The organism is Magnetococcales bacterium (assembly GCA_015232395.1).
GTDB lineage: Bacteria > Pseudomonadota > Magnetococcia > Magnetococcales > JADFZT01 > JADFZT01.
Genome location: JADFZT010000028.1, coordinates 39503 through 53389, shown reverse-complemented (window position 1 = coordinate 53389; position 13887 = coordinate 39503). Strand labels below are relative to the sequence as shown.

General features: G+C 54.5%; 10 protein-coding genes. 7 read left to right on the top strand and 3 right to left on the bottom strand.

Translation table 11 applies throughout. From position 1 onward, the window contains the following. Window positions 1–8 precede the first annotated feature (8 nt). From HQL52_09895 to HQL52_09885, 3 genes are read right to left on the bottom strand one after another with little or no spacing between them, the layout of a single operon-like run. The gene (locus tag HQL52_09895; protein MBF0369756.1) at window positions 9–302 is read right to left on the bottom strand and encodes a 4Fe-4S dicluster domain-containing protein; all 294 of its coding nucleotides are present in this window, start codon (window positions 300–302) and stop codon (window positions 9–11) included. Between the two features lie 60 nt (window positions 303–362). Further along, window positions 363–1580, bottom strand: coding sequence for a sulfate adenylyltransferase (gene sat, locus HQL52_09890; protein ID MBF0369755.1), 1218 nt, complete (start codon window positions 1578–1580; stop codon window positions 363–365). Window positions 1581–1591: 11 nt separating this feature from the next. After that, window positions 1592–2218: an XTP/dITP diphosphatase gene (locus HQL52_09885; GenBank protein ID MBF0369754.1), complete on the bottom strand. Its 627-nt coding sequence runs from the start codon at window positions 2216–2218 to the stop codon at window positions 1592–1594. Window positions 2219–2558: 340 nt separating this feature from the next. Here HQL52_09885 and HQL52_09880 point away from each other — a divergent pair, with 340 nt between their 5' ends. The 7 genes from HQL52_09880 to HQL52_09850 all read left to right on the top strand — a co-directional run bounded on the left by HQL52_09880 (window position 2559) and on the right by HQL52_09850 (window position 13830). Beyond that, complete coding sequence (locus tag HQL52_09880; GenBank protein MBF0369753.1) at window positions 2559–3305, top strand: TIGR00266 family protein; 747 nt, start codon at window positions 2559–2561, stop codon at window positions 3303–3305. 142 nt (window positions 3306–3447) lie between these two features. Then, a complete protein-coding gene (locus HQL52_09875; protein MBF0369752.1) occupies window positions 3448–3708 on the top strand; it encodes a type II toxin-antitoxin system ParD family antitoxin in 261 nt (86 codons plus the stop codon). A 398-nt stretch (window positions 3709–4106) separates the two neighbouring features. Beyond that, window positions 4107–4823, top strand: coding sequence for a restriction endonuclease (locus tag HQL52_09870; GenBank protein ID MBF0369751.1), 717 nt, complete (start codon window positions 4107–4109; stop codon window positions 4821–4823). Between the two features lie 124 nt (window positions 4824–4947). Next, a complete protein-coding gene (gene glyQ, locus HQL52_09865; protein ID MBF0369750.1) occupies window positions 4948–5817 on the top strand; it encodes a glycine--tRNA ligase subunit alpha in 870 nt (289 codons plus the stop codon). A gap of 124 nt (window positions 5818–5941) precedes the next feature. Next, window positions 5942–8056, top strand: coding sequence for a glycine--tRNA ligase subunit beta (locus HQL52_09860; GenBank protein ID MBF0369749.1), 2115 nt, complete (start codon window positions 5942–5944; stop codon window positions 8054–8056). 9 nt (window positions 8057–8065) lie between these two features. Continuing rightward, window positions 8066–10783, top strand: a complete 2718-nt coding sequence (locus HQL52_09855; protein MBF0369748.1) for a pyruvate, phosphate dikinase — start codon at window positions 8066–8068, stop codon at window positions 10781–10783. Between the two features lie 425 nt (window positions 10784–11208). Beyond that, window positions 11209–13830 carry a bacteriohemerythrin gene (locus HQL52_09850; protein MBF0369747.1) on the top strand — a complete coding sequence of 874 codons (2622 nt, stop codon included), beginning with the start codon at window positions 11209–11211 and terminating at the stop codon, window positions 13828–13830. The last annotated feature ends 57 nt before the right edge of the window (window positions 13831–13887 follow it).

The window sequence follows — 13887 nt, the reverse complement described above, 5'->3', positions numbered from 1 at the left end:
GGAGCCCTCTACGGCGCTGCCTTCATCGGCCTGTTGCTCACCGCTGCCATGGTGGTCATCACCGAATATTTCACCGCACCGTCCATGGGTACGATGTCGGCATAAGCACGAACCTCAATGGCTTGTTGGGGGCAGATCTTCACGCAGGAGTAGCACTCCCAGCACTGATCGGGCTCTTGGTTGAAGCCCTTCATGCGATCCTTGTCCAACTTCATGAGGTTGTTGGGACAGATATACATGCAGGCCGTTTTATCCTGACCTTTGCATCCGTCACACTTGTCGCTGATTACAAAACTCGGCATTACAAACTCTCCTGGAAAAAAGGGTGTGTAAAAGTCTTCCTGGATGGTGTCACTTGGCTATTAGCCGGTCGCTGCCTTGTGCAGCTTGATTTCCACCTTGTCGGAATCCTTGAGGCTCGCATAGTAGGCCTGAAGAATTTTGACCACCTCGGGCCGACTGAATTCCGCCGGGGGCTCTTCACCCTCGGAAAGCATTTTGCGCAGCTTGGTTCCGGAAAGCAGAAGCCTGTCGTCCTTGCCGTGGGGGCAAGTCTTCATGGAGGCCATGCCAGCGCACTTGTAGCAGAAGAAGGTCCAGTCAATCTTGAGAGGACGGGTCTTCAACTCTTCTTCACTGACCTGATCAAAGATGTATTGAGCGTCGAAGGCGCCATAATAGTCACCCACACCGGCGTGGTCACGACCGACGATCAGATGGGAGCAGCCGAAGTTTTGGCGGAAGACGGCGTGGAGCAGGGCCTCTTTGGGACCGGCATAACGCATCTCCATGGGATAACCGGCCATCACCACGGTATCGTCGACGAAATAGTTTTCCAGCAGGGTGTTGATGGCATCGGCGCGCACTTCAGCGGGGATGTCACCGGCTTTCAGCTTGCCCAACACCTGGTGAACCAGCACGCCGTCCAGGATTTCGATGGCGATCTTGGCCAGAAACTCGTGGGAGCGGTGCATGGGGTTGCGGGTTTGGAAAGCTGCGACCTGGCTCCATTTTTTTTCATCAAACATCGCCCGGGTTTCAGCGGGAGATTTGTAGATGTCGGGATATTTTTCCGGGTAGCCGCCTTCGGAGAGCACCTGAACCGAACCGCCCAGGTTGACCGCCGCCTGGTTCATCACCTTTTGGACGCCGGGATGCTCCAGGTCTTCGGTCTGAAAGACGCTGCGGCACTCCAGCTGCTTGTCGATGGTATATTTTTCCTCGACCTTCATGATGCCGCGAATTTCGCTGGATTCGTCATCGACCAGGGCCACTTCCTGACCGACTTCCAGTTGGTCTGCCTGCTCCTCGGTGGTGGAGAGGGTGACGGGGATGGGCCAAAACACGCCGTTGGCGAGCTTGGTATCATCACAGACACCTTTCCAGTCAGCCTTACCCATGAACCCGTCCAGAGGCGTAAAAGCCCCGATTCCCAGCATGATGAGATCGCCGGATTCACGGGAAGTCATTCTAACCTGGGTCAGGGTTTTGGCCTTGGCCAGACCTTCCGTCAAGGCGTTTCCGGTCAGCAGCAGGGGTTTGAGCTCCCCACCTCCATGGGGTGGAACAAGTCGCGACATGGGCATCTCCTCTAAGGGTGCAAAACAATTTTCAGGGGTGAATTTGAAGAGGCTTCTTCAAGTGCCTTTGCAAAGCCGATGAGAGCCCGCCCCCGATGGCTCATGCCATCTTTTTGGGCCGCTGTCATTTCGGCAAAAGTGTGTTCCGGGGCCTCCAAGGGGAAAAAAACCGGGTCGTAACCAAAGCCATTTTCCCCCCTCCTGGTATGACCAATCCGACCTTCAACAGTGCCGGAAAAGTGAAAAACCTCATCCGGCCCAAGAGCCAGGGAGAGGAGACATTCAAAACGGGCAGTGCGTTTTTCATCCGGCACGCCGTCGAGATCTTTCAGCAGGCGTTCCAAATTGTCGGCGTCACTGGCGTTGGGGCCTGCAAAACGGGCCGAGTGAACCCCCGGCGCCCCCCCCAAAGCATCCACAACCAGCCCTGAATCATCTGCCAAAGCAGCCAAACCGGTCTGTTTGGCGATGGCAACCGCCTTCTTGTCGGCGTTGGCTTGAAAAGTTTCCCCATCCTCCACCACCTCGGGAAACTCCGGAAAATCGTCCAGAGTGAGCAGTGTGACGGCCAAACCAGATACAATCCTTTGTATTTCCTCGATTTTCTTTCTATTGCGGGTGGCAAGGACAATCTTCAAGTTGGGCGCTTTTCCTGGGATATCGGAGTATTATCAAATTCTGATAGGGGATGTTATGCATGGCTAATTTGGCCTTGTCAAGACCCTGTTTCAGGATAAAATTTTTTTATCGTTAATCGAATATACTTGGGAAACAAAAAGCCTGGATTTCTCCCCGGACAACACGCCAAAAAACCCCCTCCCCTCTCTTTCAAAAAAACCTTGATCAGGGAAGATTTTGGCCTGTTCATGCAATGTGGATGACCTTGAGACCGGCGGTATGATAAACAGAGAGTGCGGTCGATTCACCCAATGTGGTCAAAAAAACTTTCACATTCGCCCCCAAGGAGGAATAACCATCATGCGCTGCCACGAAGTGGACTATGAAATTATCGGCGACGACATTCAACTGGTAGAGGTGGAGCTGGATCCGGGTGAAACGGTCATTGCTGAAGCCGGAGGCATGAGCTACATGGAGGAAGGGATCGAATTTGAAGCCAAGATGGGGGATGGCTCGAATATGTCCGGAGGCTTTTTCGGCGGCCTGCTCAACATCGGCCAGCGGGTGTTGACCGGTGAATCCCTCTTCATGACCCACTTTACCAACCGAGGCCACGGCAAACGGCGGGTGGCCTTTGCCGCCCCCTTCCCGGGAAAAATCATTCCTCTCGACCTCGGTCAACTGGGGGGATCGATCCTCTGTCAGAAAGATTCATTCCTGGCCGCCGCTCTGGGCACCCAACTCTCCATCGCCTTCAGCCAGCGGTTGGGAGCCGGTTTTTTTGGTGGTGAAGGGTTCATTCTGCAAAAAATTTCCGGGGATGGTTTGGCCTTCATCCACGCTTGCGGGGCCATCGTCGAAAAAGAGCTGCGCGGAGAAACCCTCAGAGTCGATACCGGCACCCTGGTCGGCTTCACCCCGGGACTCGACTATTCCATTGAGACGGCTGGGGGGTTGAAATCGATGTTTTTTGGTGGGGAAGGGTTGTTCCTCACCACCATCAGTGGCACTGGCAAGGTGTGGCTGCAAAGCCTGCCCTTCTCCCGCCTGGCCGAACGCATCCTGGCCCAGGCCCCAGCTTCCGGGGGAAATCAGGGAGAGGATTGATCTGTCTGGGAACACCCACACAGTGATTGAAGCTTCCTGGTGGCGGAATCGGTGAATGACAAATTCCAGTCATTTCTGCCATACTGATTCCAGTCATTTCTGCCATACTGTTCGAAACTTCCATTTTGGCTAAGGAACCCCCATGGAGGTCACTCTGACACCAAGCCAGGAAAGCTTCATCAAACAGCGCATTCATGAAGGCGCCTTCACCTCCCCCAGTGAAATCATCAGCGAAGGGCTGCACCTGTTGATGGAGAGGGAGCAGGAGAAAGCCAAAGAGCTGGCTTGGCTTCGCAGGGAAATCCAGATTGGTTTGGACCAGATCGAACGGGGTGAAACCGCAACCTTGGAAGAAGTCATAGCAGGCATGGATGAAATGATTGCCAAGGCCGAACCTGGCTGATCTCTCGCCTTTTTTCCGGCCCAAAAGGAGCCCATACTGTGAAAACAATTTTTACTCAAGTAAGCCCTTCCGAGCTCCCGGATCACTGGAAAAAACGCTTCCATCCCGATCCAAACTGTACTCTTCGTGTTGAAATTGAGGAGGAAGGATCTCCTCTCAAGTCTGACAAAAAAAACGCCGACGCCCTTGCTGCCTGGAAAAAACGCCAACAATTTTTAAAAGAAGCCGCTCAGTGTGGAGGCCATGAGGATTCCGAAGCCTGGATCAGAGAGATCAAATCAGATCATATCAATGCCAGATAAAAAAACACTCTCGCATTATTTAGCCTATCAACGCATGCAATCTAACTAGGCTCATTCCAGACATCAGCAGCAAACACTAAAATTTTGGAGAAAAAAATGCGATCGACACTCGGCGAATTTTTTTACATCCAAAGAGCAGCTGAAAATTTGGACAGAGGAGGGGAGCTGAGCCCTTTTGAAGAAGCCATGTTTCACAAATCGCCCGACTTTCGAAAACAAGTTGGCGAACACGTTTCATCATCTGGACAGTGGCAATACTATCAAATAATAAAAGATATGGGTTACACACAAGACAAAACACTGTTCAATGAAGAAACAATTACAGATGTTTTGATAAACCCAAGCAAAGAAAACACACTAATAAAGAAGGCAGATATTTGGCTGCCAAACGTTACAGAAGAGTTGATTGAGATATGCAGAAAAAAGCAACACCTTATCCATGAACTAACGCCTCGAAAATATGAAGAACTGATAGCTGGCATATTTTCCAATAATGGGTTTGATGTCGAGTTAACTCCTGAAAAAAATGACGGCGGGTTTGACGTTATTGCTATAAAAAAGTGCGGCTTGACAGGAGACACCGTCAACCTTATTGAGTGCAAAAAATATGTCCGCAAAAAAGTTGGTATCATAGTTGTCAGAGGACTACTTGGAGTAGTTAATCACAACAAAGCTCACAAAGGACTAATTGTCACTACATCCAATTTCACGAAACCAGCGCTTGATTTTGCCGAGTCAAACAAAACTAAAATTACACTAAAAGACCACGACAATGTACTGGATTGGCTAAAAACATTAAATCTGCCAAAATAACAATTCACTCCCTACCAGGAATACTGAAAACAGAAAAATAATCCACTTAACTGCCCAGATTCTTGACACGAAGGGTCCAGGCATGGATCATCGGTGGGTTTTTCCTTGAAACAGGGAGTCAGACGTGAATTTTCAGGAACTGATCTTTGGATTGCAGGCCTACTGGGCCAAAAAGGGGTGCGTGGTGTTGCAGCCCTACGATATGGAGATGGGGGCTGGCACCTTTCACCCTGCCACCTTCTTGAGAGTGCTGGGGCCGGAGCCCTTCAACACCGCCTATGTCCAGCCCTCCCGCCGCCCCACCGATGGCCGCTACGGTGAAAACCCCAACCGCTTACAGCACTATTATCAATTCCAGGTGATCCTGAAGCCCTCCCCATCGGACATTCAGGATCTCTATCTGGAGTCGCTGAAGGCGATCGGCATCGACCCCATGGCCCACGACATCCGCTTTGTCGAGGATGACTGGGAATCCCCCACCCTGGGGGCTTCGGGGCTCGGTTGGGAGGTGTGGCTCGACGGTATGGAAGTGACCCAGTTTACCTATTTTCAGCAGGTGGGCGGGGTCGAGCTGAAACCGGTCTCCGGTGAAATCACCTACGGCATCGAGCGCCTGGCCATGTATATCCAAGGAGTGGAAAATGTCTACGACCTCTCCTGGAACGGTGAGCTGACCTATGGGGATGTCTTCCACGCCAACGAGGTAGCCTACTCCCGCTTTAACTTTGAGGCCGCCGATACCGAGGTGCTCTTTCCCCTCTTTACCACCCACGAAGCCGAGGCGTTGCGGTTGGTGGAGCAAAAGCTCTCCCTGCCCGCCTACGATGCCGTGATCAAGTGTTCCCACACCTTCAATCTCCTGGATGCCCGAGGGGCTATCAGCGTCACCGAGCGGGCCGGTTATATCGCCCGGGTGCGCAATCTCGCCCGCCGGGTGGCGGAAGCCTATGTAGCGGAGCGGGAAGCGATGGGATTTCCACTGATCAAAAAATAAGGTGATCCCCTGATAGGGACTTTTTTGAGAAACCAAATGGTCCCCCATCAGTCTGACTGATCTATTTGAATCAACCAAAACCGGCCGCAGTGATTTTTCCAATGCTGGGCCGGGGAGGAGTGATGTGAACGAATTTTTGTGGGAAATCGGTTGTGAAGAGATACCGGCCCGTCTGCTGCCCAAAGCCATCGTCACCTTTCGGGAGCAGCTGGAAAAAGCTCTCAAGGATAACCATCTGACCTTTGCATCGGTGGATAGCCAAGGCACCCCCCGACGCTTGATGGCGGTGGTGCGTGATCTGGCCGACAAGCAACCGGACGTATCGGAGCAGCGCAAGGGTCCGGCAGTGAAAGCGGCCTTCGACAAGAAAGGCAACCCCTCCCGAGCCGCCCAGGGGTTTGCCCGCAGCTGTAAAGTGGAGGTGGATCAACTCCAGCGCATCGATACCCCCAAGGGGGAATATCTCGGCTATACCCTGCAAAAACCGGGACGCTCTGCCACGGAAGTGGTACCAGAAATCATGACCCGGATTCTCTCCACCCTCCCCTGGCCCAAAACCATGCGCTGGGGAGCTGGGGAGATGCGCTTTGTGCGACCGGTCCATTCGATGCTGGCGCTGATGGACGGCACCATCCTTCCCTTCAAGACTGAAGATGGTCTCGCTTCCAGCGATACCATCGAAGGCCATCGCTTTATGGGCCGGGGCCCCCACACCGTCCACTCTGCGGCTGAATATGGGCAAACCCTGGCCGACAATAAGGTCATTCTCTCCCTTTCCGAACGCATGAAGCAGATCCGCGCAGGGGTGGAACAGCTGGCTGAAGAGGCCGGAGGGCGTGCGGTGATGGATGAAAAACTCCTCTCCGAAAATGCGTGTCTTACCGAATGGCCGGTGCCCCTCATGGGCCGCTTTGATGCCAAATTTTTGGAGATTCCCCCGGAGGTGCTCATCACCTCCATGAAAAACCACCAAAAGTTTTTCTCGGTGGAAAACAGCGATGGAACGCTCCTACCCCGTTTTATCGTCATCGCCAACATGGAGACCCCGGACAACAACGTCATGGTGACGGGCTACGAGCGGGTGCTTAGAGCCCGCCTGGAAGATGCCGCCTTTTTCTGGAAGGAAGATCGCAACACCCCCCTGGAATCCCGGCTGGAAGGACTGGATCGGGTTGTCTTTCAAAACCGTCTGGGCTCGGTGGGGAAAAAAATCCGTCGGATGGAAGGGTTGTCCGCCCATCTGGCCAAAGCCATACCCGGGGGGAATGTGGAGCGGGCCCAACTGGGTGCCAGGCTTGCCAAATGTGATCTGCAGACCGGCATGGTGGGAGAATTTCCGGAGTTGCAGGGGATCATGGGGGGCTATTATGCCCGCAACGATGGCGTCGAAAATGAGGTCGCAACCGCCATTGAGGAGCACTATCGGCCCCAGGGAGCGGGAGATACCCTGCCTGAAACCCCCACCGGCACCATCGTCTCTCTCGCCGACAAACTCGACACCCTGGTGGGCTGCTTTGGGATTGGTCTTGTTCCCACCGGCACCAAAGATCCCTTTGCCCTGCGCCGGGCCGCCCTCGGTGTGATCCGCATGATCCTGGATGGCGAAGGTCTGCGCCTCTCCCTCTCCCAGGTGCTGGGCTCTGCCCATCTGCTCTATCCGGAAGGTATACTGGATCAAACCCGGACCAAAACCGTCGCCAGCCTGCTGGACTTTTTCTATGGCCGTCTCAAATCCCATCTCAAATCGGACGGCTTTGATTATGACCTGATTGATGCGGTACAAATATTGGGTCTGGATGATCTCAACGATGCCGTTGCCCGGGTGAAGGCCCTGTCGGAATTTAAAAAGCTCGAAGCCTATACCGCTCTGGTAGGGGCCAACAAGCGAATCCGTAATATTTTGGAAAAGGCCGATCCAGACAAAAAAGCCAAGGCAGGCAACTCTCTGGGTGAACCAGATGCCGCCCTTTTCCAAAATCCCGAGGAGGAAAACCTCCACCAAGCCGTCAGCGGCTCCCGGGATCAGGTGGCCCAAGCCTGCAAGAAAGGTCACTATGGGGAAGCCCTGAAAATTCTCGCTGGACTCCGGGAAGGGATTGATGCCTTCTTTGATCAGGTGTTGGTGATGGATCCCGACCCCAAGATACAAAACAATCGCCTGGCGCTCTTGGCCCAGGTGCGCAACAACTTTCAGCAGGTGGCCGATGTCAGCCGCCTGGTGCTTCCGGAAAATCGCTAGGAGCCCTCCATGGTACGCAACAAGCAGGTTTTTTTCTTTGGTGACGGTCTGGCCGAGGGGGATGCGGATATGCGCACCATCCTGGGCGGCAAAGGGGCGAATCTCGCCGAGATGACCCGTATCGGTATTCCGGTGCCAGCCGGGTTTACCATCGGCACTCAGGTGTGCAACGCCTTTTTGGCCAACCGTGAACAGTTTCCCCCGGATCTTCAGCCAAGTGTCGAATCAGCGCTGGCCTGGGTGGAAAAAACCATGGACGCCCGTTTTGGGGATCCTGAAAACCCCCTGCTCGTTTCGGTGCGCTCCGGGGCCCGGGCCTCCATGCCGGGCATGATGGATACGGTGCTCAATTTGGGTTTGAACGACGCCGCCGTCAAAGGTCTCATCAAAAAGACCAACAATCCCCGCTTCGCCTATGACTCCTACCGCCGCTTTATCCAGATGTATGGGGAGGTGGTGCTGGGGGTGGAACATCACCTGTTTGAAGAGAAGATCCAGGCGCTGAAAAAGCTCCGGAACAAGGAGCGGGATGTGGACCTCACTGCTGAAGATTGGCAGGAGCTTGCCAGCCGTTTCAAGGAGATCATTCTCCAAGAGACCGGCAAACCTCTCACCGAGGATCCCCATGAACAACTATGGGCCGCTATCGGTGCCGTGTTCAAATCCTGGAACATCCCCCGGGCCATCACCTATCGCCGACTCCATCATATTCCCGACCACTGGGGTACAGCGGTCAATGTCCAGGCCATGGTCTACGGCAATATGGGCGATGACTGTGCCACCGGGGTGGCCTTTACCCGGGATCCGGCCACCGGCGAAAATCGCTTTTATGGGGAATATCTCATCAACGCCCAGGGCGAAGATGTGGTGGCAGGCATCCGCACTCCGCAGCAGATTACGGTAGAAGGCAAGGAGCGCAATCGTTCGGACCTTCCGGCCATGGAAGAGACCATGCCGGAGCTTTACAAAGAATTGCGCCAGTTTGTCCGGCATCTGGAGACCCATTATCGGGATATGCAGGATCTGGAATTTACCATCCAGAACAATCGTCTGTGGATTCTGCAAACCCGCAACGGCAAGCGTACCACCGAAGCGGCGCTCACCATCGCCGTAGATATGGTCAAGGAGGGCCTGATCACCCGGGAAGAGGCGATCCGCCGCCTGGATCCCACCGATCTCGACCAAATTCTCCACCCCACCCTGGATCCCGTAGCCCGGGCCGACAAGCCGGTGCTAACCACTGGACTGCCTGCTTCTCCTGGAGCGGCTTCCGGGCAGGTGGTGTTCAATGCCGAAGATGCCGTGGCCGAAGCCGAAGCAGGACGGGATGTCATTCTGGTGCGGGATGAGACCAACCCCGAGGATATTCAGGGCATGCATGCGGCCAAAGGCATCGTCACTGCCCGTGGTGGCATGACCTCCCACGCGGCGGTGGTGGCCCGGGGTATGGGGCGGCCTTGTGTCTCGGGTTGTGTGGATCTGCGCATCGATTTTGCCAACGAACGCTTCAACGTCGGTAGCACCCGGGTCAAAAAGGGGGATTGGCTCACCATGGATGGGGCTTCCGGTGAAATCATGGTGGGGCGCATTGCCACCCGGGATCCGGAACCCAGTGAGGATTTCACCACCTTCATGAGCTGGGCTGACGGCATTCGCCGGATGGGGGTTCGGGCCAACGCCGACACCCCGGAAGATGCCCGCATCGCCCGCAAATTCGGCGCTGAGGGGATTGGGTTGTGCCGTACGGAGCATATGTTTTTCCAGGAAGAGCGCATTCTGGCGGTGCGGGAGATGATCCTGGCCCAGGATGAAGCAGGCCGCCGGGCTGCCCTGCAAAAAATCCTGCCCATGCAACGGGGAGACTTTGAAGGGCTGTTCCGGGAGATGCAGGGCTTGCCGGTCACCATCCGTCTGCTGGACCCGCCTCTCCACGAATTCATCCCCCGGGATGAAAAAGGCCAGGCCGAGGTAGCCAACTCACTGGGGCTGCCGATTTCCGACATCCGGGAACGGGTGGAGGATATGAAGGAGTTCAACCCCATGCTGGGCCACCGGGGGTGTCGCCTGGGTATCACCTACCCGGAAATCTATGAGATGCAGGTGCGGGCCATCATGGAAGCGGCCTGTGATCTGGTCAAGAATGAAGGATTTACCATCACCCCGGAAATCATGATCCCATTGGTAGGCCACAATAAAGAACTCGAAGCCATGCGCCGAACCTGTCAGGCGGAGTGCGACCTGGTCCAGAAAGAAAAAGGGGTCACCCTGAAGGTGCTCATCGGCACCATGATCGAACTGCCTCGGGCGGCCCTTGCCGCAGGCCGACTGGCTCAGAGCGCAGAATTTTTCTCTTTCGGCACCAACGACCTCACCCAGACCACCCTGGGCATCTCCCGGGACGATGCCGGGATCTTTCTGATGGAATATGTGGACAAGGGGATCATCCCCCAGGATCCCTTCGTCACCGTGGATCGAGCCGGTGTGGGTCAGTTGATCAAGATCGCGGTGCAACAAGGCCGGATCACCTATCCGGAGATTAAACTGGGCATCTGTGGCGAGCACGGCGGCGACCCGGCCTCCATCGCCTTTTTCGAGCAGGTGGGGCTGGATTATGTCTCCTGCTCCCCCTTCCGGGTCTATATAGCCCGGCTGGCCGCAGCCCAAGCCTCCCTGGGAGGGATGAAGGATACCATCTCCTATGAGGAGCAGACGATCAAACTGAACTGACGGGATGCCATCAAGCTGAAAAGTGGTGGTTTTACTGATTGAGAAAGGGTGTTGGCTGGATCGCTTCCAATAGGCCAACACCCTTTTTTTTCCCCTCCCTCTCCCCCCTCCCCACCCAACAGGCTCGCTTTACTTTTTCCCAAGGCATTACCAAAATAGTGGTTTGCTTCGTGAGCTTGCCGTAAAGCGTTCTCTTGGAACTCCCCGGCAATCGGTCGCTTTTTATCCGTTCAAACCTTTCTCTAACGTTTTTGTCTCTCCGGAAGAGCTCTGCTGTGGTACGATTTATCGGTCTTATCAGCATTGACCGCGAACAAAGCCGACCATTTGCCTAAATTTCCGGATGATTTCCAATGAACCGGAGATTCAAAATCCACCCTCCCGGGAGAGGATCGGGAGAAGATGGATGAGCCCAGGTTGAGACCATGTCCCAAATCACCAAAATCCAAATCTGCAAAGGGGTCTACTGGGTTGAAATTCCCCAGGCTGGGCTGAAAGTCCTCTGCGGCTGCCCTGCCGACAGCGTCAAGCATCTCATGAAACGGGGACTCATCGTCACCATGGAAACCAAAGGGGTGCCTTACGAAACCGGCCCCAGTGCCATTTTACTCTCCGACTTGGTGATACAAAATGGGCACATCGCCAATCTGGCGGAATTCCCGGTGATGCAGATGCTCTATAAACAGGGCATGATTCTCCCCAACCATCCCAATAATACCGGTGCCAAACCCCTGCTCATCGGTCGTGGGGAGCAGGTTAAAAGCCAGATGCAGACCATCTTTCGGGGCAATTATGGTCTCATCTCCGAAGATGAAATTTTGGAAACCGGCACCCCGCCGGAAGATGCGGAATGGATGATGCGCATCAAGCGCTGGTTTGCCTTTGGCAACATCCGCCCCTTCCAGGAACTCCTGGAAGCCCGCATCGTTGAAGATTCCCCTGTGGAAATTCAAAACGGGGCCTTCATCCAACGTAAGCGGCTCAATGTCTTCGAATTTCAATATGATGATGAACGGGTTAGCGTCGATCTCAATCTGGGCCCCAACGACGCCTATGAATCCGCCTATCCTCTGGGATTTCAACGCATCAAGCGGGAATATTTCGGCATCATCCACTCTGGCGAAGGAGACGGCTGGGATGTGGACCGCCCCACCATGTCCTCCATCCTGATGTTCCAGGGTAAAATCTATCTGATTGATGCGGGCCCCAACCTGCTCTATAGCTTAACGGCGCTCGGTATCGGCATCAGCGAAATCGAAGGTCTTTTTCATACCCACGCCCACGACGACCATTTTGCCGGTATCGCCACCCTCATGCGGGCGGGCCACCGGATTAAATATTATGCCACCCCCCTGGTGCGGGCTTCGGTGGAAAAAAAATGGTCGGCCCTGCTCTCCCTCGACACCCAGGCCTTTGCGGATTTTTTCGACATTCAAGATCTCACCTTCGAGCGCTGGAACCAGATTGAGGGGCTTGAGGTCAAACCGATTTTTTCTCCCCACCCGGTGGAAACCAGCCTGTTTCTCTTTCGTACTCTCTGGGAAAATGGCTATCCCACCTATGCCCACTTTGCCGACATTTCCGCCTTTGACGTCCTCAAGCGGATGATCACCGACTCCCCCACCGAGCCGGGCATCAGCGCGACCTTTTTCGAAACGGTCCGCAGCGCCTATCTCACCCCGGCTGATCTTAAAAAACTCGATATCGGTGGGGGGTTGATTCATGGCCGGGCTGAAGATTTTCGGGACGATGCCTCGGGAAAAATATTGCTTTCCCACATTGCCCGGGAGTTGACCGATGCCGAAAAGGAGATCGGCTCCAGTGCCCCCTTTGGGGTCACCGATACCCTGATACCGGATCGTTCCGATAGCCTGCGCCGCAGCGCCTATGAATTTTTACGCTCCTATTTTCCCACAGCCAAGCGCCACGACTTCCGGATTTTGCTCAACAGCGAACTGGGGGAGCTGAATCCCGGGACCATTATTCTCAAGGAACATGAGGTCAATAAAACCATCTTTTTGATCCTGGCCGGTAGTGTGGAGCGGATCCAAACCAAGCAAAACCTCAAAAGCGTGCTGTCAGCAGGCTCCCTCCTGGGGGATCTTACCGGGCTCTATCAACTCCCCTCCCCGGCGACCTATCGCACCGCCAGCTTTGTCCAGGTGCTCAAATTTCCCTTCCGGATCTATCTGGAGTTCGTCAAACGCAACGACCTCTACAGCAAAATTGAAGCAATCCACGAAGCCCGGGATCTGTTGGAGCAGACGTCACTCTTTGGTGAGGGACTCTCCCACACCACCCAGATCGAAGTGGCCGAATCGATGCACCTCCACCAATACCAGACCGGGGAAGAGGTGGCGGCTGGAGAGGAGCGGGACTTTCTCTATCTGGTCAAAAGGGGACGGATGGAGCGATTCTTGGGGGAGGAGTCCATCGAAATGTTGGGCCCCCGGGATTTTTTCGGGGAGGAGACGGCAGTCTTCGATACCCCCAGCCTGTTCGGTATCCGAGCGGTCTCTCGAACAGATGTCTATCGGATTCCCGCCAAGGTGGTCCGAGCCATTCCCATCGTTCGCCTCAAGCTGTTCGAAGCCTTCCGTAAGCGCATGGGCATCCTGCTGGAGAGCGAAAAACGGCTGACCCTTTTCCACTGGCGGGAGGCTTTCAGTATCAACGTCCAGGTGATGGACGCCCAGCACCGCAAGCTTTTACAGGTGGCTGACTCCATTCACGCCGTTTTAAACCGCTCGGAAACCCCCCAGCAAAGCGTACACAAGTCGTTGAAAATTTTGATTGAGTTTGCCAAGTGCCACTTCCATGATGAAGAAGAACTCATGATACGTCATGGCTATGAGGCCCTTGCCAGCCATCGGCAACAACATGAAGTGCTATTGGAACGAATCCACGCTTTTCAGGTCCAACTCCAGATGGAAGCAGATTGGTCAGGTATCGATTTTCCGCGTTTTTTCAAAGAGTGGATCATCGACCACATTCTGCCGGAAGATAAAAAATTTGGCTCCTTCCTGAATGGGAAGGGAATCTACTGACCCGGCTCAGGCCCCATCCAGCGGGCTTCATGCCACTCATTTTTTTTTCAGGAAAAT